The sequence below is a fragment of the Enterococcus sp. AZ171 genome (genome assembly GCF_051714005.1).
GTDB lineage: Bacteria > Bacillota > Bacilli > Lactobacillales > Enterococcaceae > Enterococcus_B > Enterococcus_B pernyi.
Genome location: NZ_JBIORA010000001.1, coordinates 428298 through 452176, shown reverse-complemented (window position 1 = coordinate 452176; position 23879 = coordinate 428298). Strand labels below are relative to the sequence as shown.

The window sequence follows — 23879 nt, the reverse complement described above, 5'->3', positions numbered from 1 at the left end:
CCAATGTTTATTTGTTTTTTATTCGTGAATCATGATTGAATATATTCACGAAATCAAGCAACTGACAGAACAGATGCAACTTTATTAGTGCAACTGTGGAAAAAGAAAAGGAGTATTTCGTTATGAAGAAAAAAACAGCAATACGCCTACTTGCAGCATCTTGGCTGATTGCTCCAACTTTGTTATCTACACAGCCTGCATTTGCTACAATCAGGCGAACACAGACATCCGAAAGCACGATCGTTGCGGAGTCACCTTCAGCTACGACCGATTCAAGTACTAATGATTCCACGCTATCAAGTTCTTCAACAGATTCTTCCGATAATCCAGAGGAATCAACGGAAGAATCGACCGAAACAGCCACTCGGACGCTATCGATTGCTCGGAATTTACGTGAAAAAATCAAATTGAAGATCGTTGATGAAGAGAAAGAAAAATCTGAGATCAAAACAAGAGAGTACACAGAAGAAGATTTTCTAGAGATTTCTAAGTCTGGCAAAGTCAAAGACTTAAAAGAAGGAACCAAAGTTACATATATGATCACACCTGAAACGAATGAACAATTAGTTTCTGTCAAAATCGAAGGTGCGCAAGAAATCGACTATACCAAACAAATTTTTACAGTCGGCGTGACTGATTTAACGATCTCCGCAAAATTTGAGTCGTCAACTTCCCCTTCTGAACCAACCTCTCCAGAAGAAGAAACGGCGGATTCTTCTGAGCCAACGCCAGTTACTCCAGATATTCCGGATAGTGGTAATAATGGCAATACTGGCAATTCGGGAAATAATGGCAACAACAACGGAAATTCAACTACAGGAAATACGACAAATCCTTCACGACCACCAAGTTCTTCAAATAATAATGGGAATACAAGTGGTTCTACAGGATCAACAAACAATAATGGCTCATCTTCAAACCAGACAACAAACACTAATCGGCCTCAGACGCCCGATCGAATTGAAAACCCAGCTTCAGAATCATCTGATTTTGTTGTAAAAACACCAATCGAAGCAATTTTACCGGCCAACACAACAAGCACCCAACAAGCACTTGTAAAAGAAGCATATCGCCAGCTGGGAAAACCATATGTTTGGGGTGCCAAAGGTCCTACGACTTTCGATTGTTCTGGTTTGACTTATTACATTTATAAAAAAGTAACTGGCCATTCGATTGGAGGTTGGACAGGGGAACAACAATATGCGGGTACACAAATCCCTGTCGAGAATGCTCAACCAGGCGATCTAGTTTTTTGGGGACCTGCTTCGGGTACTACCCATCATGTAGGTATTTATATTGGTAATGGGAATTACATCCATGCCCCTCAACCGGGTGACCATGTGCTGATCACTTCCATCAAGGATTACAGACCCGACTTTGCCTTACGTGTCAATATAGCTGGTTTACCACGAGCGACAAATTCGTTAGCTAGTTCACCGATTTTAGATGGGATCAACGATTCATTCCATTTCGCACAAAATCAAACAACAGATCAGTTTGTTGAAAAAATCGCTGAAGATGCTCGAGAAATTGGGCAAGAAGAAAATATTTATGCTTCTGTTATGATGGCACAAGCTATTCTAGAAAGTGGTTCTGGCAACAGCTTGCTTTCTCGTTCACCGAACTATAATCTTTTTGGGATCAAGGGCGCTTATAAAGGGAGTAGTATTTCCTTCAACACATTGGAACAAACGGCAGCTGGGCAAAACTATCAAATCCGTGCAGCATTTCGTAAATACCCCTCTTACAAAGAAAGCTTAAAAGACTACGCAGATTTGATCAAAAACGGCTTATCTCATAATGCTGATTTTTATAAACCAACGTGGAAATCTGAGACTAAAGATTACCGAGAAGCAACGAAGTATTTAGAAGGGCGCTATGCGACAGATCGACAATATTCTAGGAAATTGAATGCCATCATTGAAGCCTATGACTTGACGCAATACGACGAACCAAAAGAACAAGAAAAACAGGATTCTGAAACAAATGAGCGAATGGATTCCTTTGTCGTTCCTACTCGTTGGCGAAATTCTTCGTCTACTTCATCTAGAATGACCATTTCGTTATTCAATCAAAGAAACCCTTCACTTCTATATCTATCAGAATTAAGATTTGCTTCTTTCTGGGACCTATGGCATCATTTTTCAGTGAGAGAGATCCCACAGAAACTTTCTGTAACGGTCAGAGAAACCGATCAGCCACTTGCTAGTCGCTTGAACCTTGATCGTGTCTTTCGGATGAAACAATTCTTGAGATAGCAAAAATGGACACTCTATCAAAGAACCAAAACTCAGAAGTTGATGGAATACTTCTGAGTTCTGGTTCTTTTTATGTATCTTACTCCACCTAAATGGGCGCTGGAAAGTTACATTATTGGTTAGAAAAAATATTTGGCAATCTCTGATAACCTTTCTTTCTTTTGAGGATCAATTTGATCAGCCATTTGAAGATTACTGCGTTAAGATCAATCGATGCTTCGGATATCTTGACATAATATCGTTCCTTTGATTGTATACATCGCTGTATCAAAAATTGTTTGAAATGCACCTGAGCGTTGATATTTTTCCTGTAAATATTTTGTTGCACTACTGATTGGCATGGCTAAAACGGCATTGAAAATCTTGTTATAGTTGTCATTGCTAATGATGACACACGGTCGTTTTTTTTTGCTAGTCCGTTCTCTTTTGTTGGAACCAAATCTATAAAAATAATATCCCCTTGTTTTACCATTCGATTTTCTCCTCGCCTACATCCTCTCCAAAATCAACGATTTCTGTATCATCACTCGCATGTTCTTCCATCACAACCAACTCATTGTTCCAAAAGTCTTCATAAGCCATAATTGTTTTTTCACTAGTCCCTTTAAGTTCATCTTCAGGCGTGAATTCAAAAATAACTTTCTGATTCTCTTTCAAGCCTAATGTTTGGCGCACACTCTTAGGGACAGTGATTTGTTTTTTAGATGTCATTTTAGCTGAGACTTGCACTTTTTTATCCATAAGTATTCCTCTCCTTTATTTTATATACAAAAAAAGTATTGCATCCCCCACTTTTTTTGTACACATCTGTTCAGATTTTTCATTTATTTCTTTGATACTTCCTGTAACAGTAATAACAAATAAAAGCGAAGATTGGCAGCAGACTAAAAAAATAAAGTGCTTGGTTCAATGATAACTGTTGCGCCAGGACACCGCCAAGTAATGGAGAAATGAAGGAAGAAAGCCCCATATAAACACTTATAGATAGAAGTTGCCCTGAAGAAAAGATATTTTTAGGGGTAATCTCACTGATAATCATTCGACTACCGATAGTAAAAGCTGGAACAGTAAAAAACTGCAAGAAACTGGCAGCAAGCAATACTAACGGCGTTCGTGAAGTTGCATAAATCAAAAATTGCAGGACCAAAAAGAAACCAGAAATAAAAATCAATCGCTCATTTTTCCATTTTGTCACCGAATGATTCAATAAAAGATACGCCGGGATTTCACAGAAAGCTTGAATCGCCCACTTTAATCCCACGAACGTATTTCCACTATCCATTAAGAGTAACTTGTCAATCACGATCGTATTATTGGCGACGATCGTTAAATATAAAAGAAAAAATAGGAACGTATAACATAAAAACTCCCCATTCTTGCACAGCTGATACATATCCGAAAGATTAAATCCCTCGTTTTTTTGTTCTTTAGGTTCCTTTGTATCGTGAGGTGTTTGAGGCACTGTTTTTGCGATGTACAAATAACTGATTAGAAAAAAGAGAAAAGGAACGAGCAGCCACTGATAATTATTATTAAAAATGAATACCGGAATACATACACTCATCACACTCCAACCTAAAGAACCTATTGCTTTGATCGACGCAAGGTTGTTTCGCATCTCTGACTCTGATAACACCCAATTATCTAGGACGGTTGCTCCTGTATTGGATAGCCCTCCTGCAATAGCCAGTACGATCAGATGCATTAGCAAGATATCTTTTCCTAACATATAAAAAGTGATTGCAAAGCATACGAATAGTACAGAAACTACCATGGCAACTTTTTTTATCTGCTTGCTTCGGTCAGAATAATAGCCAATAAAGATTTGGAAGATCATCGTGGTCACACTGTAAGAAGCCAAAAACCAGCCTCTCTGGACCGCATCATAGCCTTGTTCGGTCAAAAACGGCACGATCTGTGTCATCAAAGTAGCCATCAACGCATACTGAAAAAAATAGACGAGTTGAAATTTATTCTTTACTGCCATATCTACTTTCAAAATGATCGGCTGAAGAATCTCCTCCAGCCGACCCCTTTCATTTTTATAAGTGATACCTAGTGAAGCTCCGGCCAATAAGGAGCATTGACTTCAATCATTTCATCAAGGATCTCCTTCGCTACTTTTGCACTAGGTATCGTTTTGTTCATGATGAAGGCTTGCCATAATTTTTGATATGATTTTTGTCCCCAAGCATCGACTGCTAACTTCTCAGATGCAATTTGCTGTTCCATTAAACCTTTTTGGAAAGTAGGGATCTCACCAATCGATAGTACTTCATAACCGTCTTTCCCTACGATACAAGGCAATTCGACCATCGCATCGTGATTGAAATTAGAGATGGCACCATTATTCTCAACGATCAGAATCATGCGCTCTTTTGTATTGAATGTCAACGCGCAAGCTAGATCTGTAATAAATGAGGCATGCTCATTAGAGACAAAAAGCGTGTCTTTAGCTGTTTGGTTATTAATAATCCGCTGGCATTCTTCAAAAACGATTTTCTCCCGTCCATCAATGATTTCATTCGCTCTTGTATACTGTTTATCGGCATGAGCAACCGTTTCATCAGCCATCAAATAATATTTTAGATACGTATTGGATAAAAAGGTCGGCTCAATTTCATGTAACTCTTTGGCTGCTAACATGGTTTCCAACCAGCTTGTTTCTTTGTGTTGGCCTTGTTGTGTTTGTTCTGTATAGCCATATTTTTTTACATGGGTGCTTATTTTCGGCAGCAAGTCATTACCGTCATGGTCTTTGATACTTGTCCACCAACCAAAGTGATTCAAGCCAAAATAAGACGTTTCAAAATCTTTTCGATCCCGTAGCCCAATCACTCGAGCCATGATATCTTCTAAACAAACGGGCATGTCACAAATATTGATGATTTTTGAATTGGGACGAAACCTTCTTGTTGCTTCTGCGACCACTGCTGCTGGATTAGAATAATTCAATAACCAAGCATCCGGTGAATACTTTTCCATATAGTCGACTAGTTCTAAGACTGGCCCGATCGAGCGCAACCCATAAGCAAGTCCCCCTGGTCCGCATGTTTCTTGACCTACAACATTATGCTTAAATGGAATTTTTTCATCTTGTTCCCTCATGGCATATTTTCCAACTCTTAGTTGTGCCATGACGATATCAACATCTGTAAAAGCCTCTTTAGGATCTGTTGAATAATCAAATTCGATTTCTGGCGCTCGTTCTGCGAGGATGATCGCGCATGCTTTTGCTATAACTGCTTGCCTTTGTTCATCATTATCATAAAATTTAATTTTTCTGACTGGAAATCGTTCTCGGTCTTCTATTAACATCATCACTAATGAAGGTGTATATGTGCTCCCTCCACCGGCGATCAAGATTGAACTTTTTTTCTTATTCATAATTATCCTCCTCTTATTTTACGATCAATTCTTCAAATGATTCTCTCACTCTTGGAACAGTTAACCCAACAATGATTTGGATACCACCATTTCCAGGATTGACAAGTCCTGAAGCCCCAGCTTCCTGAAAATCAATAGGACTGGCTACTTTACTTGTATCTTTCACGGTAAGTCGTAACCGTGTGGCACAATTCGTCACATCCAGTACATTCTCTTTTCCACCTACTAACACTAGATAGGCTTGTGCTTGTCTAGCATGTTTAGGTAGGTTTTTCTCTTGTTCATCTTGTTGTGTCTTCTTTTTGTTTTCGTAATCAGCTTTTGAATAAAGTTGTATCTCTGATACATCCTCTTCACGTCCTGGAGTTTTTAAATTGAATTTTTTGATCATGAAGGTAAATACTAAGAACCAGATCGCAGTAAATGTAAGTCCGATCATGATTTGGGTGAGGTAGGTCGAACCATGAAAATTCCAAAGAGGCAACCAATTTAATCCTAACCAATTGATCAATCCACCACCAAAATCACCAACGACGCCGAAAGCGTAAGAAACCGTAGCAATGGACGCATCTAATAGCGCATGGACACCCCATAAAGCTGGAGCAACAAATAAGAACGTAAACTCAATAGGTTCAGTGATTCCCGTCAAAATCGCAGTTAATGCAGCTGGGGCGATCAATGCAATAACTTTCTTCTTTTTCTCTGGATGAGCGGCTTGAATAATGGCTAAGCTTAAGCCGGCTGTTCCAAATACTTTTGACATACCCGATAAAGAAAAACCCCCAAAAGGATAAAGTTCTTTAAGCGAAAGTGCACTTGTTTGGAATTCGCCGATATTTGATGCCCAATAAGCAGCCATCCCGCCTTCAACTACCGCACTATCATAAGCAAATGGGGCGTACACAAAATGATGTAAGCCAGTTGGAATAAGGATTTTCTGTAAAAATTGATAGAAGAATACACCAAAATTTCCTGAATTGATAAAAAATCCTTGCATGCTTCTCATTCCTTCTTGGATGATAGGCCATACGACACACATCAAAAGTGCTAGAGGAATCATGACAAAAAAAGCGATCATCGTAACGAAAACAGAACCACTAAAAATCGTCAACATCTCTGGTAATTCTTTTTCATAAAAGCGATTATGCAAATAAACCACGATACCTGAGATCAACAATGCTCCGATCATGCCCGTATCTAAAGTAATGATTCCAGCAATCGATGTTAACCCAGAACCAACGGCTGTTCCTTGAGATAGATCCACGGCGAAAGTATTTGGCCATAACGTTAAAATTGCATTGACGAAATAATTGAAAGCAATATAGGTCACTAATGCTTCCATCGTTGCTCGAGCTGCATATTTTTTAGCTAAACTGATTGGTAATCCGACCACAAATAAAAGCGGTAATTGAAAAAATGGTGTCCAGCCACCGGCTGCTACAACATTCCAGAACTTATACCAGAGTGTATCAGGCGCAGCAATATCTCCCATGATCGTTTGATTGGAAAGAAGTAAAGAAAAACCAATAACGATACCAAAAAAAGAAAATAGCATGACAGGTGCTAACATTGCTCCACCAAATCTTTGAATTTTTTTCATCATAGTTTTTTAGTCCTTCATATTTTTTAGTAAGCGCTTTACCGATTCTTAGTTTACTATTAAAATGGATTCCTGAAACACTTTAAGATGATTTAAAAACTCCTCACAGGAAAAAGGTTTTTGTCACAAAATTTGTGAATCGTCACATCCTATCTTCGAGAATAAAACCAGAGGTCCGGTAGTAGTTAATCAAATAAACGGTACATGAAGGCGTATCTTAATAGTGAGGTGAGAACAAGAAGGACACACGTAATTGGAAAATCCTCCAAGTAAACCAAAGGGTGAGTGAAGGCAGTCTACCAAACAACAATTGACTGATAAAGAATTGGTTATTGAGTTAGGTAACAAAGATTTAGCAGTTGTATTACCTTGCAAGGTCTATGAAAATAGCAATAAAACTAACAAGATTGAGAAACGTTTCCGTCGATTACAGCGTGAACTCTCTCAAAAATATCAAATGAAAAAGGGGGAAACTGATTTGTCAAAACCTGTAATATCTATAAATTAGAATCGAACATTCAATCGATCCATCAAAAAAATAACCACTATTCGTCAGATCCATATTCACAGATGACCAAACAAGCGTAGTAGAAACATGGTTCTGAAAACTTTAATGATGAGTTCTAACGATTTATAGATTTTTGGCAATGATGAAAATAGATGTTACAAGACCGAATTACGACGTTTCAGTCAAGGTTGACTGAAAATGATTTTCTTATCTGGTCCTATATCACAAATCACAAAAAAAATTCTTTAACAATGTCTATTAACGAACTGGCGAAACAATGCAACGTTTCTCGCACAACAATCATGCGGTTTTGCCAAAAATTAGGGTTTGATGGTTTCTCAGAATTCAAATATCATCTAAAAAATGAACTTACACAGGAAAATGTGCGTCTATCCGAGTTTGAGGAGGAAATCTTGGAAAATCATATCCAAACAATTGAGAACCTCAAGAAAAAAGATTTCACTGATCTATGTACAATGATGGCTAATGCGAATCGGATTTTCATCTATGGATCAGGTGATATACAAACGCTAGTTTCAAGTTATATGAAATTGCTTTTCGTACACAACGGATTGATACTCTATGACTTCGGTGCCGTTTCGATCAACAAACAGTTTTACCAAATCATTCAGCCAGAAGACTTAGTTCTGTTGATCACGCTAAATGGTGAGTCTTCTGAAGTCGTCAAATTAGCGAAGCAACTGAAGCAACGAAATATCCAGACAATTGGTATCACAAAACTTAGGAACTCAACTGTCTCAAAACTTTGTGATGAAACGATTTTCTTCTTGAATCCAGAACTACAAGATCAAGAAGATATCCTTACACCTTTTGAAACAACTTCAACACTTTTTTTCGTGATCGAATATTTTTTGTTGAAATATGATGCTTGGCAAAAACAAACAAATAAAAGTTCCTAAAAAACGCATCTCTTTCGTGCCAATTTGGCTTTTAAAGAGATGCGCTTTTTATGTATTGGGTTCTGTCTCTCTCACTGCCTTTTGATCGAACCGTCCTTTACTCGATCAAGGTAACGGTAATCGCCGAGGTAGGGCCGTAATATCGCATGATCCAGATAAATACTTTTTAGAATAGCGTTGACTTCCCTCTCTAAGTAATCTTTATCAAATTCAAACTTTGAATAAAGATGATCAAAGATCAAACGTTTATTTTTTTCTTTTCTAGGGATTTATTGCAGTTGCCCATCTTTGAAAAATCTAGCCAGTTCACTCATAACCGATATCCTTCCATCGTATCCAGTAATCTTTTCTCTATTTGATCATGCTTCAAGCAAATTTTATCGAAGGCAACAGAAAAAGCGAGAAGGAGTTTTTTCTACAAACCATCTTCTCGCTCTTTATCAAGCTCAACTTATTCTTTTTTGTTCAAAACGATGCCTGTGTACAGCCAAGTAGTTACAACATAGTAGATAAAGTAGAGAACAAAGAATATTGTAAATGGTATCCATAAGTTGTGATATGGATCATCCATCAAAACAGTAAACATTTGAAGTCCAAATAATACATGGATGGCTCCTAGAATCCCTGGTGCTAAGAAGAGAATACCGATTTCTCGACGAATCGATTGTTTTAACAATGCTTGACGAGCACCGATCTTACCGAGCATCTCGTAACGAACGACATCACTCTTGCTACCTGAGAGGATCTTGAACATCAAGCAACTTGCTAACATTGTCAAGAAGGCGATCCCTAAAAAGAAGCCCATGAATTCAAAGCCTGAGAACATACCATTGATCATTTGGTACGCATCATATTTTTGCGTGAAACTAAACATTCCATCTTTTAATGATTCATTATTTTTATTGTTTTCTGCTACCAGATCACCAATTTGTTCAATACTCTCATGGAAATCTTTTGCTTGGATCAGTTGCATACTGGTTTGTGGAAGATTTAATTGAGCAAATTCTTCTGCTGGCAGTAATTTGATTTCTTTTTCTCGTTGTTCTGGCAATTCGTAATAGCGCAACTCATCTTGATAGTTTAAGTTTGTCGCTAATTCTTCTGCGGTTACTTTTTTCGTTTTGACGTTTCTTTCCCCAGTGTTAGGTGTTTGATTTTCCATGATCAAAAATGGATTTTGTTCAAACTCACTATAGTTATAGTACACTGTTTTTTCGTCTTCTTTATGTTGATAGACCGCGTTGATCGTTGGTGAAAGTTTCGCCACTTTAGATTGATCGATCAATTCTGATTGATTCAATACTAGATCATAATTCGATACTTCATTCGTCAACTGAGTGATCTGGTTTTTAAAGCCTAGACCGACTGTTAATGCACCTAAAGCTAATGCGAGTAACATCGCAACCATTGAAAGCATTTGTGTGTATTCACGAATACGGAAGCTTAACTGTGATAACGTAAAGTTGTTCAGTTTTTTCATCGAAAGATTTTCTGTTTTCTTCAATAGTTTAAGGAAGAAAATGATGACCGAATGGAAAATAAAGTACGTTCCTAAAACGATTGTAACTAACGCGACGGCGATTCCCATCAACTGATAGGTTCCGATATTTGCCATCATATAATAACCGACACCGATAAAAATGATTCCTAAAACTACTTCAAGGAAAAACAAGAATTTATGTTGTTTCATCTGCGCAGGTGTTTGATCCGCACGTAGTAAAGTCAAAATTGGTTTTTTGACAATCGAGAATGCATTGACAAACGCTGCTAATAAGAATAGTACGATGAAAAACAGCAAAGTAATCAATAATCCATTCATATTGAACGGTGTAAAATGAGTAATTTTAATATTTAACTGGGCAACTAATAGTCGATGGACGACGCTTGTTAAACCAATACCTAGCGCTGAACCAACCAAAGTAGCGACTGTTCCTACTATCAAGGTCTCAGAGAAAATCATTTGGGCAATTTTCCGGCCTTTTGCTCCTAGCATCATAAACATCGCATAATCTTTTTGTCGCATCGTCATCAAAAATGAGTTGGCATAAAGAATGTAAACAAATGTGATGATCCCCAATAATACCGACCCAAAGCGAAAGATAAAGACTGTCATCGCTAAAGTGGAATTATTGTTCAAAAAATCGGTGTTGCTGGCCATTGACTCGAACATATAAAAGATGGCTGAAGCCATGACTAAACCGGAAAATAGAACAATATAGTCTCTTAACCGACTCTTGATCCCAGTAAGTGATAATTTCCAAAGCATGTTCAGTTTCCCCCTTACTGTTCTAGATTACCTAGAATCGTTAATATTTGACGATAAAAGTCTGAACGACTTTGTTCTCCGCGTTTAACTTCCTGATGGATCACGCCATCTTTAATAAATAAGATTCGTTGACAGTAACTTGCTGAAAAAGCATCATGTGTCACCAACAGAATCGAAACCTTATCATTTGTATTCAATTCTTCCATCGTATCTAATAGGTCTTTCGCACTTTTTGAATCCAACGCACCAGTTGGTTCATCCCCTAATAGAATCGTTGGTTGCGTAACTAGTGCCCGGGCTGCTGCTACCCGTTGTTTTTGTCCACCTGAGATTTTTGCGGGGTAGCTGTCTAATATGTGACTGATTGATAAGCGTTCAGCCACCGCATTGACTTTTTTCTTGATTTCTTTTGGTTTCACGCCTTGTAAAGAAAGCGGAACTGCAATATTTTCTTGTGCAGTCAAGTTCTCTAAAAGATTGAAATCTTGGAAGATAAAGCCGATTTCTTTTGCTCGAAAATCGGCTAACTGATTTCCTTTCAACTTCGTGACATCTGCTTGGTTGATATGGATCGTGCCACTTGTTGGTTTATCTAATGTTGATAAGATATTCAATAAGGTTGATTTACCTGATCCAGAAGCCCCCATGATACCAATGAATTCGCCTTTTTCCACACTAAAACTGATACCGTTCAATGCTTGTGTCTGTTTCTCATTACTTTTTCCGTAAACTTTTGTTACGTTCTTGATTTCTACGATTTTATCCATTATTGACCGTTCCTTTACTTAATTTTTCTTGTGCTGCTGATGGAATGTCTTTTGCCTGTACTTCCTCATAAGACGTCACGCCTTTATTTTTATTCCAAGTCACTTTCAAAAATGCATCTTTTCTTAATGGTCGTTCTTGAAAACCATTGAAGTCCATTGTTTTTTCTTTACCTTCTTTATTAAACCCAGGTAGTTCATAACGATAACTGATGATTTCTTGTCCACCGTCAGCGTGATCCACCTGTTTCTCACCATCCGTTGTGATTTGAACATAGTAGCTTTCACCACCCATGATCAAATGATCTGCTAAACGGTAGCCACCAAAAGCGATGATGATAAATGCTCCCAACCCAATCAATAATTTTTTCATTGTGACTCCTTCTTTCCTGTTCTGATAAATTAAGTATAGTCAAGTATCCGTGAAAATTCCTTTCTTTTTACTATCAAAACTCTTTCATTATTGTCATATGTCCCATAAAAAAAAAGAATCTGGAGGTGTAAGCCACTCCAAATTCCTTTTTATTGATTCAAACCGATATTCGTTGGAGAAAGCATTCCACTGACGAATGCTTTCCTCATTCAGCTATTTTTCTTTATTATTACCTGTATTGATCACTGGTTGTGTGCCTTTATCAGTAATGATCGATACAAGTAGATTGTTGATCAACTGGATCTTTCGATCATCGGTAAAGGTGATATCCTGACCTGCTTCGATTTGTTCCAGAGCCATTTGTGTCATCGTCACTGCGCCTTCAACAATGGTTTGACGGGCAGATAAAATGGCTTTGGCTTGTTGCCGTTGTAACATCGCGCTGGCAATTTCTGTTGCATAAGCCAAGTGATTCAATCTCGTCTCTAAAACTTCGACCCCCGCCACCGATAAACGTTCTTGTAATTCCTTTGCCAATTCATCTGAAATCGCAGTGGTATTTCCACGTAAAGTAAGATCATCCTCGTTGAATGTATCATATGGATATTGACTGGCGATATGACGAATGGCGGTTTCACTTTGGATTTCAACAAATTGATGATAGTTTGCTACATCAAAAAGCGCCTTAGCTGTATCTACTACTTTAAAAACGACGACAGCGGAAATCTCGATTGGATTTCCATCTAAGTCATTGACCTTCAACAGCGAACTATTGAAGTTTCGAACTTTTAACGACAAGTTGATTTTTTGTGCAAAAGGAATCGTTAAGAAAAAACCGCTCTCACGAATCGTTCCGATGTATTGCCCAAAAAAGACGATTGCCTTTGCTTGGTTGGGGCTGACTACTGTCAGTCCGCTGATTGCTAAGAAAACGAGCAACCACAAGAAAATCCCAACAATTGAAAATCCAACTAAAAATCGAGCAACCCCTATGAAAAATAATAAGATTCCTACGACAAACATTAGAAGAATAATAAATAGCCCTATATAGCCATTGATAGTGAAAGCCTTTTTTTCTTTCATTTACTCACTCCTAATTTTCTTGGTTCTATTCTGTTTTTTTACGAATCCTTGCCATGGCTCCTTCTAGTTCCAATTCTTTGTCTTCCGTGATATACCAACCGTTTTCGTGTACGCCACCTGATGCTTCTGGCAAATATTCTAATCGTGTACGGACCCACTGTTTTGTTTCAGTAAAATAGTCTTCTACTAAGATCTCTAGGTCCATACCGGCGGATAATTCAAGATTCTCACGAACCGACTTGAAGACAAATCGCTCACTTGTTTGATCGTATTTTAAAATACCCGTATCGATGATTGGCAGTGAATAATAATCTAATTCTTTTTTCACTTTCAGTAGATGTTTGAACATTTCGTTGTACACTTGTTCAAGTTGTCGACCTTCGGAATTATTTGGATATCGGATCGTTACCCTTTCTTTGTCTGTATCATAATACTTGGTACTCAGTTCTGTTAAAAAATGATGCAATTTCCCTAATTCACTTTTCAATTCTTCCCGCTTGATTTCCTCTGTTTTCATTCAATATTCACCCTATTTTCCCCATATATGTACGTTTTTCCCTTTCCTTATTCTACTATATTATTGAATGATAGGCGATGATATTTCATGTAAAATAAATAAAAAAGCGTATAATTCCTTATTCTATAAAGAATTATACGCTTCTTCAACTATTTATTCGTTATTTAGAAAAAGACAGTCTTGACTGTTCAACGATTAATCATACTCGCCGTAATCTTCATCATCCATCGGAGGCTCGTCATAATCTTCATTCGTCAAGTTCACTTGACTATTATGAGCAGTTACTTTGAGATCTTTGTTTCCTTGATTGTACGTCTTGGTTGTCAAAGATTCATAATTTTTGTTGATATAAGAATCCCCTTCTAATGTCACAGCTAATCCTTGCTCTTGGTTGTTATAAAAATCAATACTACTATTATGAAGTGTGACTTCGCCTTTGATTGATTTTTCGTTATCGTTAAAAATGATACTGCCATCACTTGTAGCTAATTTGACTTTATCTATCGAAAACTCCTGTAAATCTAGTGAGCCCATTTGATTTTCAACAGTAAGAAGTTCCCCACTTACTTCATTGATCGACGTCCAAGTATTTGCTAAATTCAAGTTGATTTTCTTACTACTGAATTCATCTAAAAACAATTCATTGTTTTTCCCTTCAATCACTAATTCTTTTAAGAAAATGGTTTTAGGGATCGTGATCTTCAACATCGAACGTGTGTCTGTCATATTGATCATCACTGCCGGTGTTTGACCATCAGCTGAAATATCCAATGTGTGATCTTCCAGATTGATTTTTGGTTTTTGCGTTTTGTCATGAGACGTTTCAACCTCAAAGTTCACGCCTCGTTGGATCATGATATTTTGGTGATCTGCTCGTACAACGATTTTTTCAATTTTTTCAGACGAAAAATCTTTTGTTTCACGAGTCATTTCTATTATTCTTGGACCACCTTCCCAAGTCAGACTCGTTTGGGCACCAGAGGCATAACTTAATCCTGCCGTCAAGCCACCGATGATCATCAGTCCTAAACCTATCCCCAAGATATATTTTAATTTCATTTTTTACACCCCACTATTCGTCGTATGGATCGCTCGTTTCGTAATAAACCGGCGTCCTACCCACTTGACAAAGTTCATCATCATTTGGAATAACCATTTAGTTCCTTTTAACAGTAATGGTGCAAAGAAGACAGCACCTCCTGTGGCAAGTAACCCTAGTCCTACAAAGAACAGCCCACTAGCAATCGATTGTTGCAAGACAGCAACACCTGAAATGATCGAAAATAAACCTGCTCCTAAAATACTGATACATACGACATAGATTCCAATGATCACGCCAATTAAGCCAAGCAGAATACCAAAAATCGCTAGAATAAACGCTAATGCTAAAGGAATCAATAAAGGTGATGCACACAACCCAATGACGATCATCCAAATCAAACGGATTTTCCGTTTAGGACTTTGGCTGTATTCTGATTCATCGTCGTCTTGTTCCGAGTAATAATTGATTTTCAGTTTCAGGGCAAATTGCTTTGGTGAGCCATATTCATCCACGACTTCTTCTACTGTTTTGCCAGAATCCAAGAAGTATTCTTCATAATACTGAATAATATCAAAGCGATCATCTTCAGGTATTTCTTGAAGTTCGTCCAACACATCATCTAAATATTCATTCATTCGTATTCTCCTCCAGTAATCGGTTTAAGGAATCTCGAAACACGATCCATTTATCAATGATTTCTTCTAAATGTTGACGTCCTTTCGGAGTTAAGCGGTAATATCGGCGATTTCTACCTTCGAATGGTTCGTCGTATGTTTCTAAGTATTCTTCTTTTTTTAATCTGCGTAAAACAGGATACATCGTTGATTCACTGACAGATAAACTTTCTTGGACGATCTTCGTTAATGCGTAACCGTACATGTCTTCTCTGCTTAAAGCTGCTAAAACCGTACCATCGAGTAAAACTGTTGGGACTTGGATATGCATTACTTCACCTTCTTTATAGTTTGCAATATTTTATATTTACCAATATTATATCAAGTATAATATTGTTTGCAAGTAAAATTCACAATCATACTCACTAATTACTTCAATATTCGCGAAAACAACGCTAAGTATCATTAAAATTCTGCTTACAAAAAAGGAACAAAGACCGTAATTATTTCTGGTCTTTGTTCCTTTTGAATACTTTCTTATTATTCTCTTACCTACAACAAAGCAAACACGATAAAACTTAATACAAAACCTAGAAAAACGGCAAGAGAGAAACGGATCACTTCTTTTTTATTCCTACTCAACCACGTTTCATTCATCTTTTGTTCCACTCCATTCTAAAATAGTCAGTTGCTAATTTGGATAAACAGAGGTGACATGATTGTATTGCTGTGCATGTTTATTGGCAGCAGAAACAGCTGTACTAGCAAATAGATGCCACTCACTATTATACCCGCATGTATGGCATTTCCAATAATAACCGATACCACGATCGGTTTGTTTTTCATCCTCTGCACTTGAACTTGCCACAAGTGTACTTAAGACCGAATCCTGTTTCAATAATACTGTGGGAGTACCATGAGAATGAGTTGTTTCCTCTGCAATGGCTATGGGATTGGCTCCGCTCAGTCCAACACTTAACGTCAAAAGTCCGAGCAATAAAACTACTTGTTTTTTCATTTTCTATCATTCCTCCAATAACGGTTATTAGAAAAATATACGAATACTCTCTTATGTACGACATGACTTCGTACACTTTTCCATCTTTATATTACTTGAAAAATACACCTTAGAACGATTAAATCAGAAGTGGCGTTTTTTTCTTTGTTTTTGTTGGTTTATTGCTCCTATAGATCATTAACTGTTCATTTCCCTGGATCTTATTCCACCGGATAAGTTAGCAACGTGTTTTCTTTGTCTAATTGAATGATGACAGTCGTACCTACTTTTGAGATACTGTTATAACTGATTTTTCCATGATGCAACTCAACGATTTTTTTGACTAGTGATAAGCCCAGCCCGTTCCCAGAAAATTGACGGCTGGATTCCCCTTGATAAAATTTCTCAAAGAGTCGTGCTTGTGTTTCTTGATCCATTCCCACGCCAGAATCTGTCACTTCAACGATTACTTGAGTGGCATTTTGTGTTAGGCGAATCTTGATTTTCCCTTGTGGTTGATTGTACTTGATGGCATTGTCCATGAGATTCAGCCAGACTTGATATAGAAATTCTTCATTACCGACAAAGTTGACACTTTCCAGATCGATTTCCAGTTGAAGGTGTTCTTGCTCCCATTTAGGTTGTAAAAAAACAATCACTTCACGAATCTGTTCATCTAAACGAAAAGGGCGCTTTTCTAATTTGATTCGCTGATTTTCTAATTTATTCAATTTCAGTGTGTTCTCTGTCAATTGCGAAAGCTGAGTGATGCTCTCAATGATCCGTTGCAAGAAAACCTGCTTTTCTTCTTCTGAAATGTTAGGCGCCTGCAATAACTGGACGTATCCTTGGATCGTGGCAAGAGGCGTCTTAAATTCATGAGAAACATTGGAAACAAAGTCATTTCGTAACGTTTCGATACTACTCAATTCTTGGACCATCACGTTGAAATCTTTATATAGTTGCTGCACCTCTTCGACTTTTTGTTGCTCATCCATCCGAATCGAAAAATCGCCAGTTGCTACTTTGCTCATATTGGTTCGTAAATCACTGATCGGCAGCAAGATCCGCCGACCGACAAAGATCGAGATCCCTGTGCCCACCATCATACTAAATCCTGCAAAAACGACTAAAGGAAACCATGTCGCTTGTTGCTCTGAAGCAGGGACTGTTTTGTGTGACAGCAAGAAAATAAAACCTAAGAAACACAACAAAGTAACTAAAATGGAAATAAACACAATGCAAGCAAAATAAATCCATAATTGTGAAAAGATTTTTTTACGCATCAAATCACCGCCTTATAGCCTAAGCCACGAACTGTTATGATCTGAAAATCATCATTTTCAATAAAACGCGTGCGTAATCGTTTGATATGCACATCAATCGTCCGTTCTTCCGTATTGGTATCCAACCCCCATATATCATCCATTAATTGTTGTCGTGTAAAAATCTTATTTGGATAAGAAAGTAGTTTGTACAATAATTGAAATTCTTTTTGTGGAAGTAAGATGGCTTGATCCTGCTTGATCACTTCATATGTTTCTTGGTTCAAGCTAGTTTGTCCAATGTTCAATTGATGGCTATGATTGATTTTCGCTCGCCGTAACAAGGCCTCTACCCGCAACACCATTTCATTGACATCTACTGGTTTCGTCATATAGTCATCCGTTCCCAGTTGAAACCCCTTCTTTTTATCTTCAAAATCTGCTTTCGCTGTGATGATCAACACAGGTGTTTCTACGCGACTGCTTCGTAAAGTTTCCAACAGTTCATACCCATCCATCACAGGCATCATAATATCTGTGATGATCACATCCACTTGAGTACTCTCTAATTGCTTCAAAGCTTCGGTCCCATTTGCGACTGCGAAAACCAAAAAACCAGCGCGTTCTAAAACGGATTGATAAAGTTGTTGCAAACGCTCATCATCTTCTACTAGTAATATTCGATTCATCATTTCTCCTCATGTAATTATTTGAAAAATTTCAGTTTTTTTTCTGATTGTTCATATTCAGTTAACATTCATTCATTATACTACGTTCGTTGTTCTGTTATAATTATTAGTATAACGAATATTTCAAACGGAAAGAAGGGTGACAATGTTACAATTAAAAGAGATAAAGAAATATTATAAAGTTGGTGAAACAACGACAAAAGCATTAGACGGCGTATCCGTCGCTTTTAGAAAAAAAGAATTTGTAGCCATTTTAGGCCCAAGTGGATCTGGTAAAACAACCATGTTGAACGTGATCGGCGGCTTGGATAATTATGACTCTGGCGATATGGTCATCAACGGGAAGTCCACAAAAGATTTTAAAGACAGCGATTGGGATGCTTATCGTAATAATTCCATCGGTTTTGTTTTCCAAAGTTATAACTTGATCGGGCATTTAGGAATCATTGAAAATGTTGAACTTGGCATGACATTAAGTGGTGTCTCTAAAGATGAAAAACGGAAAAAAGCGGAGGAATCATTGCGTCGTGTTGGATTGACCGACCACATGCACAAAAAACCCAATCAATTATCTGGTGGACAAATGCAACGTGTCGCAATTGCACGTGCTTTAGCCAATGACCCTGACATCCTTTTATGTGATGAGCCAACCGGTGCTTTAGACACAGAAACAAGTGTCCAAATCATGAAGTTGATTGAAGAACTATCCAATGAGAAACTAGTGATCATGGTCACACATAACCCTGAGTTGGCACATGAATATGCCGATCGGATCATTGAGTTCTCAGATGGAAAAATCGTTTCTGATTCTAATCCACATATCGAACGTCCAAAAGATGATCAATTTAATCTACGTCGGACAAAGATGAGCTTTTGGACCGCATTAAAATTATCTTTCAATAATATTCGCACAAAAAAAGGCCGGACATTTTTGACTTCCTTTGCTTCAAGTATCGGGATTATTGGGATTGCGATCGTATTAGCCCTATCTACAGGATTCCAAAAACAAATTGATCAAACACAGTCAGAAACGATGGCTCGTTTTCCAATTACGATTTCCAAAGTCACCACTAGTCCTCCTTCTGAATCGGATGGCTTGAGTTCCAACACAGCCGAATATCCAGATACAAAAACTGTTACCGCAAAAATCAGCGATGAAGACCGTGCACAACATAAGAATAATATTGACCAAGAATATGTTGATTATGTAACGAGTATCGATCCTGATTTAAGTAATAATATTGGTTTTACCCGCACGACTGGTATCAATTTATTAAGAGATGTTGACGGCAAAGTACAGCCTGTTAGCTTTTCGAATCAAAACCCAGATACTGAATCACTGTCCTTCTCAAGTGCGATGTCTTCCATGACTGGCGTAGGTGTTTCTAGTTTCCCAACACAACTAGACGACCAAAAAGACAATTTCTTAGAATCAAATTACTCATTACTTTCTGGTAGTTATCCGACCTCTGCAAATGATGTCGTATTGATCGTGGATGGTAATAACAATACCAACATCAATGCGTTGAAAAATTTAGGCTTTGATGTGAAAGACGGCGAAACGCTTGATTTTGACAAGATCGTCGGAACAACTTTCAAATTAGTGAACAATGATACGTACTATACAAAATTACCGACAGGAAACTTCATTCCTAATACGGATTACCAAGCGATGTACGAAGATGCCTCCAGAGAGGTTAAGATTTCTGGTATTCTACGGGTCAAATCTTCTTCTACGATGAATCTGTTATCTCCGGGTATTGCTTACAGCGACCAATTGACAACAGAAATCGTCAATGAAAACAAAAATTCTGAAATCGTTCAAGCGCAAAAAGACAGCGATATGAACGTATTGACGACCGAAAAAGTAGATGACTCAGCAAAACAAACGCTGATCAGCTATTTAGGTGGAGACAGCTTACCTTCAAGCATCATGATCTATCCAAATAATTTTGGCGATAAAGAAGAGATTCTAAACTATTTAGATGAATTCAACAAAGGAAAATCAGATGAAGATAAAATCATCTATTCTGATTTAGCTGGAACAATGACCGAATTGACTGGTGGATTGATGGATGCCATCACGTATGTCCTGATTGCTTTTGCTGGTATTTCACTTATAACAAGTATGATCATGATCAGCATCATCACTTATACTTCTGTAATCGAACGGACGAAGGAAATCGGTGTCTTGAAAGCATTAGGTGCGCGTAAGAAAGATATCACGCGGGTATTCGATGCAGAGACTTGTATCTTAGGGATTTCTTCTGGTTTACTAGGGGTCTTGATTGCTTGGCTAGCGACTTTCCCAATCAATAGTCTCTTGTACAATATGACTGATTTAGAAAATGTTGCTCAACTAAATCCTGTACACGCCTTGATTTTGATTGTTGTATCAACGATCTTAACGATGTTAGGCGGACACATCCCAGCTCGTATGGCAGCGAAGAAAGATGCAGCGATTGCTTTAAGAGCAGAATAGTAAAATATAATAGAAAAAAACACAGTTGGTTTTGATATCACTTGTCAAAACCAACTGTGTTTTTGCTTTATTCTTTTGTTCGTACTATGTAGCTCGCGGTTTCTAAAAATGGCCTATATATCTACATATCAAATGAAATAAGTTGATTCTTCCTAAGATAAATTGATTCTCAACCACCCGATCTCTAAATAGGGAAAGAAAAATTTTTAAGAAATCTTTGTGCAATATCAAAAAAAGCTTCTTCCTCTAATGTATCAATGTATTTAACATTTCTTTTAGCTTTTTCGGTATAGTCAAGAGAGAATACTTGAAGCGTATTTACTTTGCTTCTCTTTACTTCATCTAGCTTGAACTTATCGCTTTGAATAGGCACAAGAAATGGTCTATTTTTATCACTTGTAGTAATTGGGCATACGATAATTAAATTCGTTGCTAAATTGTACGCATCCTTACTCATAATTAAAGCCGGTCGTCTCTTCTTAACTTCATAACCTTTTGACGGTTCAAAGTAAAAAAGAACGATATCTCGTTGACGTGGCTTATAGCTCATCTAGTTCTCCTCCATGTGGCATATAATCAACCCCTAATTCTGGTAAATAAAATTCGCCTTCTTTAGCAGATTCAAAAAAAATCTTCAACTTTTGGAATTAAAGCAACCGTGCCATTTTCTTTTTTTATAATATTAAATTCTTCACCTTCTTTTATGCCTAACTTTGCAGGAAGTGTAATCACAAGGGAATTCCCTTGTTTTCTTGTTTTTGTTGAAATCATAAGTCATTCCTCCTTTCTTTTACGAACTTTCTATCCTCTACTCTCTAAATACGTAAAAATCTAATTTTTCTTCATTCCTACTTACATAAAAAAATAGTGGATAAAGTATGTTGTCGAATACTTCATCCACTATTTTTATCATATTATTAAACTATTTACTTCTTCACTTCTGCGATTAATTTTGCCAATGCTTGTTTTTGATAAGCTGTCGCTAAGTCTTTTGATACTTGTTGTTGTTCTTCTTGAGACATCGCTGGATTTTGGGCAATGGCTTTCATCAAGCCTTCTTTGACAAATTTTTGTGCATCGGCTTCCATCGTGCTTTTTTGTTCTTCGACACGTTTTGCCAACTCAGAAGCTTGGTCAGTACTTAATTCGATCCAATCATTCGGAAGTTTGAACGTATTGACCCGGCGTTCATATTCATGGTTATTATCCGCTAAGTTGAACCAGAATTTGTATTGGTCATTTTTATAAACCCAATAAGTTGTTTCACTGACTTTTTCTGCTTTGCCATCCGTTTGTTGAACCTTATTTGTTTCATTTTTTGTGCCAGTAGCTTTTGGTTCTTTTTGCTTGTCATCTGTTCGATATAAGTAGACTTTTTCTGTCCCATCTCCTAGTGACTGATAAAGCAACATATTTACATCTGACTGATCCGCACTGGAAACGAGCGGAGTCGTTTTTGTTTCTGTCACTTCTTCCATCCCAAAATGATTCGTGATATTTTCTACGATCAGTCCTAACGAGAGAACAAACAGTAAGCCAAAGACGAGTGAAAGAAGTGTTTGCCACATTTTTTTGGCAAACACATTCGTCAAAGCAAAAGCAATGACACTGGCAATCAATACGAAAATAATCATGCGTTATCCCCCACTTCCACCACTACTGGTTCTTTTCTTTTTAAGAAGAAAGCAATCGCAAAGCCGATCAAGCCGAATATGATTGCGACAAAGAAGGCTGCATGGTAACCAGATAAAGTCGCGTTGATTGCTTGATCTTTATAGGCTAAAGGTGTACTTTTCAACACAGCATCCGTTGGTAGATTGTCTTTCGTAACATTTGTCAACACACTGATCAAAATCGCAGTTCCGATTGAACTTGCAATTTGGCGGAAGGTATTGTTCACTGCTGTTCCGTGGCTGATCAAGTTGTTAGGTAAAGCATTCATTCCTGATGTTGTCACCGGCATCATGACCATCGAGATCCCAAACATTCGGATCGCATAAAGAATGACGATATACAAAACAGGTGTCGTTTCAGTCAAGAAGGCAAAAGGTGCTGTAGCTGCTGTTAGGATGAACATCCCAACAATCGCAAGACGTTTTGCCCCGTGTTTATCAAAAATCGCACCAGTGATCGGCATCATGGCACCCATGATCAATGCACCAGGAAGCAACATCAAGCCAGAGTGGAATGCCGATTCTCCACGAATATTTTGAATATACAATGGCACAACCATTTCCGCACCGACCATCGCCATATTCGTTACGCCAGCTAAAATCGCTGCAATCGTAAAGGTTGGTGATTTAAAAACGCGCAACTCTAAGAATGGATGTTCTAAATGTAATTGACGCCAAGCAAATGCGGCGATGAAAATCACACCAACGATCAAGAAGCTGATTACTTTCGTACTTCCCCAACCGGCGTCTCCTACGCTTGAAAATCCGTATAGCAAACTACCAAATCCAATTGTTGAAAGAATGGCAGAGAAAATATCGATACTTGGATTGGATAAAGGAATCACACTCTTCATCAAAAAGAACGCAAGTACTAAAACAAGAACGACGATGGGAATAACCATTCCAAATAAATCGCGCCAATGATAGTTATCAATGATATAACCAGATAGTGTTGGGCCTAATGCTGGGGCTAATCCGATAACGATCCCAGACATTCCCATAGCAGAACCTCTTTTTTCTGGTGGGAAGATCGATAGCATGATATTTTGCAATAATGGCATAGATACCCCTACACCACACGCTTGGATCAAACGTCCAATCAGTAGCGTACTAAAGTTAGGAGCAGTAAAACAGGTAATCGTTCCAATCAAAAAAATCGTCATAGCTGACAGATATAATTTTCTAGAACTAAATTTATTGATCAACCAAGCAGTAATCGGAATCATGATCCCGTTCACTAGTAAAAAGCCTGTTGTCAACCATTGCACATCAGAAGCTGAAATATCAAAAGCTTTCATCAATGCTGGAAAAGCAGTTGTCAATAAGGTCTGATTCAAGACCGTACAAAATGTCCCAATCAATAACACGACAACTAATAGTGTACGATTATATGGTTTTCCGTAAATATCTACGGGTTGATTCTTACTCATATTTCTCCTTC

Annotated in this window: 24 protein-coding genes and 2 pseudogenes; 4 read left to right on the top strand and 22 right to left on the bottom strand. The window is 37.7% G+C overall.

Annotated elements, in window-relative coordinates; translation table 11 throughout:
• Positions 1–122 precede the first annotated feature (122 nt).
• A complete protein-coding gene (locus IGJ49_RS02155) occupies positions 123–2258 on the top strand; it encodes a glucosaminidase domain-containing protein (protein WP_438722251.1) in 2136 nt (711 codons plus the stop codon).
• Between the two features lie 206 nt (positions 2259–2464).
• Here IGJ49_RS02155 and IGJ49_RS02150 read toward each other — a convergent pair whose 3' ends face one another.
• The 6 genes from IGJ49_RS02150 to IGJ49_RS02125 form a co-directional block, all read right to left on the bottom strand.
• The gene (locus IGJ49_RS02150) at positions 2465–2644 is read right to left on the bottom strand and encodes a hypothetical protein (protein ID WP_438723958.1); all 180 of its coding nucleotides are present in this window, start codon (positions 2642–2644) and stop codon (positions 2465–2467) included.
• Positions 2602–2730 carry a hypothetical protein gene (locus IGJ49_RS02145; RefSeq protein WP_010736358.1) on the bottom strand — a complete coding sequence of 43 codons (129 nt, stop codon included), beginning with the start codon at positions 2728–2730 and terminating at the stop codon, positions 2602–2604. Before IGJ49_RS02145 ends, IGJ49_RS02150 begins: the two co-directional genes overlap by 43 nt.
• Complete coding sequence (locus IGJ49_RS02140; protein ID WP_349520951.1) at positions 2724–2999, bottom strand: AbrB/MazE/SpoVT family DNA-binding domain-containing protein; 276 nt, start codon at positions 2997–2999, stop codon at positions 2724–2726. The genes IGJ49_RS02145 and IGJ49_RS02140 overlap by 7 nt, the downstream gene beginning before the upstream one ends.
• A 79-nt stretch (positions 3000–3078) precedes the next feature.
• Positions 3079–4245 (bottom strand): MFS transporter, encoded by a 1167-nt coding sequence (locus IGJ49_RS02135; RefSeq protein ID WP_153829902.1) that lies wholly within the window; start codon positions 4243–4245, stop codon positions 3079–3081.
• Between the two features lie 68 nt (positions 4246–4313).
• A complete protein-coding gene (locus IGJ49_RS02130; protein ID WP_349520949.1) occupies positions 4314–5645 on the bottom strand; it encodes a 6-phospho-alpha-glucosidase in 1332 nt (443 codons plus the stop codon).
• Positions 5646–5658: 13 nt separating this feature from the next.
• On the bottom strand, positions 5659–7248 hold the full coding sequence (locus IGJ49_RS02125; protein WP_349520947.1) for an alpha-glucoside-specific PTS transporter subunit IIBC: 1590 nt from the start codon (positions 7246–7248) through the stop codon (positions 5659–5661).
• A 657-nt stretch (positions 7249–7905) separates the two neighbouring features.
• Here IGJ49_RS02125 and IGJ49_RS02120 point away from each other — a divergent pair.
• Both IGJ49_RS02120 and IGJ49_RS02115 read left to right on the top strand, forming a co-directional pair.
• Positions 7906–8118: pseudogene (locus IGJ49_RS02120) on the top strand (MurR/RpiR family transcriptional regulator); the annotation flags it as partial.
• A 48-nt stretch (positions 8119–8166) separates the two neighbouring features.
• Positions 8167–8673, top strand: a complete 507-nt coding sequence (locus IGJ49_RS02115; RefSeq protein ID WP_438723956.1) for a MurR/RpiR family transcriptional regulator — start codon at positions 8167–8169, stop codon at positions 8671–8673.
• A 71-nt stretch (positions 8674–8744) separates the two neighbouring features.
• Here the strand turns inward: IGJ49_RS02115 and IGJ49_RS02110 are convergent, their stop codons facing one another.
• The 12 genes from IGJ49_RS02110 to IGJ49_RS02055 form a co-directional block, all read right to left on the bottom strand.
• Complete coding sequence (locus tag IGJ49_RS02110) at positions 8745–8915, bottom strand: DUF2087 domain-containing protein (protein ID WP_349520945.1); 171 nt, start codon at positions 8913–8915, stop codon at positions 8745–8747.
• A 209-nt stretch (positions 8916–9124) separates the two neighbouring features.
• Positions 9125–10939, bottom strand: a complete 1815-nt coding sequence (locus tag IGJ49_RS02105; RefSeq protein WP_349520943.1) for an FtsX-like permease family protein — start codon at positions 10937–10939, stop codon at positions 9125–9127.
• Positions 10940–10953: 14 nt separating this feature from the next.
• Positions 10954–11706 carry an ABC transporter ATP-binding protein gene (locus tag IGJ49_RS02100; RefSeq protein ID WP_023519072.1) on the bottom strand — a complete coding sequence of 251 codons (753 nt, stop codon included), beginning with the start codon at positions 11704–11706 and terminating at the stop codon, positions 10954–10956.
• Complete coding sequence (locus IGJ49_RS02095; RefSeq protein ID WP_019722992.1) at positions 11699–12076, bottom strand: YxeA family protein; 378 nt, start codon at positions 12074–12076, stop codon at positions 11699–11701. The genes IGJ49_RS02100 and IGJ49_RS02095 overlap by 8 nt, the downstream gene beginning before the upstream one ends.
• 213 nt (positions 12077–12289) lie before the next feature.
• On the bottom strand, positions 12290–13159 hold the full coding sequence (locus IGJ49_RS02090; protein ID WP_023519071.1) for an SPFH domain-containing protein: 870 nt from the start codon (positions 13157–13159) through the stop codon (positions 12290–12292).
• 25 nt (positions 13160–13184) lie between these two features.
• Positions 13185–13676, bottom strand: a complete 492-nt coding sequence (locus IGJ49_RS02085; protein WP_438722250.1) for a DUF5348 domain-containing protein — start codon at positions 13674–13676, stop codon at positions 13185–13187.
• Positions 13677–13871: 195 nt separating this feature from the next.
• Positions 13872–14735, bottom strand: coding sequence for a DUF4097 family beta strand repeat-containing protein (locus IGJ49_RS02080; protein ID WP_023519070.1), 864 nt, complete (start codon positions 14733–14735; stop codon positions 13872–13874).
• A 3-nt stretch (positions 14736–14738) separates the two neighbouring features.
• Positions 14739–15353, bottom strand: a complete 615-nt coding sequence (locus IGJ49_RS02075) for a DUF1700 domain-containing protein (RefSeq protein ID WP_010736370.1) — start codon at positions 15351–15353, stop codon at positions 14739–14741.
• Entirely contained in the window at positions 15346–15663 is a 318-nt protein-coding gene (locus IGJ49_RS02070; RefSeq protein WP_010736371.1) for a PadR family transcriptional regulator, read from the bottom strand. Before IGJ49_RS02070 ends, IGJ49_RS02075 begins: the two co-directional genes overlap by 8 nt.
• A 360-nt stretch (positions 15664–16023) precedes the next feature.
• The gene (locus IGJ49_RS02065) at positions 16024–16350 is read right to left on the bottom strand and encodes a hypothetical protein (protein ID WP_062805720.1); all 327 of its coding nucleotides are present in this window, start codon (positions 16348–16350) and stop codon (positions 16024–16026) included.
• 200 nt (positions 16351–16550) lie between these two features.
• Entirely contained in the window at positions 16551–17615 is a 1065-nt protein-coding gene (locus IGJ49_RS02060) for a HAMP domain-containing sensor histidine kinase (protein WP_438722249.1), read from the bottom strand.
• Positions 17615–18283: a response regulator transcription factor gene (locus IGJ49_RS02055; protein WP_010736374.1), complete on the bottom strand. Its 669-nt coding sequence runs from the start codon at positions 18281–18283 to the stop codon at positions 17615–17617. Before IGJ49_RS02055 ends, IGJ49_RS02060 begins: the two co-directional genes overlap by 1 nt.
• 145 nt (positions 18284–18428) lie before the next feature.
• Between IGJ49_RS02055 and IGJ49_RS02050 the strand changes: the two genes are divergently transcribed.
• Positions 18429–20765 (top strand): ABC transporter ATP-binding protein/permease, encoded by a 2337-nt coding sequence (locus tag IGJ49_RS02050; protein ID WP_438722248.1) that lies wholly within the window; start codon positions 18429–18431, stop codon positions 20763–20765.
• Between the two features lie 184 nt (positions 20766–20949).
• Here the strand turns inward: IGJ49_RS02050 and IGJ49_RS02045 are convergent, their stop codons facing one another.
• From IGJ49_RS02045 to IGJ49_RS02030, 4 genes and pseudogenes are all read right to left on the bottom strand, one after another.
• Positions 20950–21315 carry a type II toxin-antitoxin system PemK/MazF family toxin gene (locus tag IGJ49_RS02045; protein ID WP_010736376.1) on the bottom strand — a complete coding sequence of 122 codons (366 nt, stop codon included), beginning with the start codon at positions 21313–21315 and terminating at the stop codon, positions 20950–20952.
• Positions 21305–21536, bottom strand: a pseudogene (gene mazE, locus IGJ49_RS02040) (type II toxin-antitoxin system PemI/MazE family antitoxin). The gene IGJ49_RS02045 and the pseudogene mazE overlap by 11 nt, the downstream one beginning before the upstream one ends.
• Positions 21537–21691: 155 nt before the next feature.
• Complete coding sequence (locus IGJ49_RS02035; RefSeq protein WP_023519066.1) at positions 21692–22399, bottom strand: DUF4811 domain-containing protein; 708 nt, start codon at positions 22397–22399, stop codon at positions 21692–21694.
• Positions 22396–23868, bottom strand: coding sequence for an MDR family MFS transporter (locus tag IGJ49_RS02030; protein ID WP_019723916.1), 1473 nt, complete (start codon positions 23866–23868; stop codon positions 22396–22398). The genes IGJ49_RS02035 and IGJ49_RS02030 overlap by 4 nt, the downstream gene beginning before the upstream one ends.
• Between the last annotated feature and the right edge of the window lie 11 nt (positions 23869–23879).

Bases quoted from the DNA above. Each gene is read 5' to 3' on its own strand.
- IGJ49_RS02080 (WP_023519070.1), bottom strand. From the start codon at position 14,735: ATGAAATTAAAATATATCTTGGGGATAGGTTTAGGACTGATGATCATC.
- IGJ49_RS02085 (WP_438722250.1), bottom strand. From the start codon at position 13,676: ATGAAAACAGAGGAAATCAAGCGGGAAGAATTGAAAAGTGAATTAGGG.
- IGJ49_RS02125 (WP_349520947.1), bottom strand. From the start codon at position 7,248: ATGATGAAAAAAATTCAAAGATTTGGTGGAGCAATGTTAGCACCTGTC.
- IGJ49_RS02075 (WP_010736370.1), bottom strand. From the start codon at position 15,353: ATGAATGAATATTTAGATGATGTGTTGGACGAACTTCAAGAAATACCT.
- IGJ49_RS02100 (WP_023519072.1), bottom strand. From the start codon at position 11,706: ATGGATAAAATCGTAGAAATCAAGAACGTAACAAAAGTTTACGGAAAA.
- IGJ49_RS02065 (WP_062805720.1), bottom strand. From the start codon at position 16,350: ATGAAAAAACAAGTAGTTTTATTGCTCGGACTTTTGACGTTAAGTGTT.
- IGJ49_RS02035 (WP_023519066.1), bottom strand. From the start codon at position 22,399: ATGATTATTTTCGTATTGATTGCCAGTGTCATTGCTTTTGCTTTGACG.
- IGJ49_RS02050 (WP_438722248.1), top strand. From the start codon at position 18,429: ATGTTACAATTAAAAGAGATAAAGAAATATTATAAAGTTGGTGAAACA.
- IGJ49_RS02070 (WP_010736371.1), bottom strand. From the start codon at position 15,663: ATGCATATCCAAGTCCCAACAGTTTTACTCGATGGTACGGTTTTAGCA.
- IGJ49_RS02060 (WP_438722249.1), bottom strand. From the start codon at position 17,615: ATGCGTAAAAAAATCTTTTCACAATTATGGATTTATTTTGCTTGCATT.
- IGJ49_RS02130 (WP_349520949.1), bottom strand. From the start codon at position 5,645: ATGAATAAGAAAAAAAGTTCAATCTTGATCGCCGGTGGAGGGAGCACA.
- IGJ49_RS02045 (WP_010736376.1), bottom strand. From the start codon at position 21,315: ATGAGCTATAAGCCACGTCAACGAGATATCGTTCTTTTTTACTTTGAA.
- IGJ49_RS02030 (WP_019723916.1), bottom strand. From the start codon at position 23,868: ATGAGTAAGAATCAACCCGTAGATATTTACGGAAAACCATATAATCGT.
- IGJ49_RS02155 (WP_438722251.1), top strand. From the start codon at position 123: ATGAAGAAAAAAACAGCAATACGCCTACTTGCAGCATCTTGGCTGATT.
- IGJ49_RS02135 (WP_153829902.1), bottom strand. From the start codon at position 4,245: ATGGCAGTAAAGAATAAATTTCAACTCGTCTATTTTTTTCAGTATGCG.
- IGJ49_RS02055 (WP_010736374.1), bottom strand. From the start codon at position 18,283: ATGAATCGAATATTACTAGTAGAAGATGATGAGCGTTTGCAACAACTT.
- IGJ49_RS02145 (WP_010736358.1), bottom strand. From the start codon at position 2,730: ATGGTAAAACAAGGGGATATTATTTTTATAGATTTGGTTCCAACAAAA.
- IGJ49_RS02090 (WP_023519071.1), bottom strand. From the start codon at position 13,159: ATGAAAGAAAAAAAGGCTTTCACTATCAATGGCTATATAGGGCTATTT.
- IGJ49_RS02095 (WP_019722992.1), bottom strand. From the start codon at position 12,076: ATGAAAAAATTATTGATTGGGTTGGGAGCATTTATCATCATCGCTTTT.
- IGJ49_RS02105 (WP_349520943.1), bottom strand. From the start codon at position 10,939: ATGCTTTGGAAATTATCACTTACTGGGATCAAGAGTCGGTTAAGAGAC.
- IGJ49_RS02140 (WP_349520951.1), bottom strand. From the start codon at position 2,999: ATGGATAAAAAAGTGCAAGTCTCAGCTAAAATGACATCTAAAAAACAA.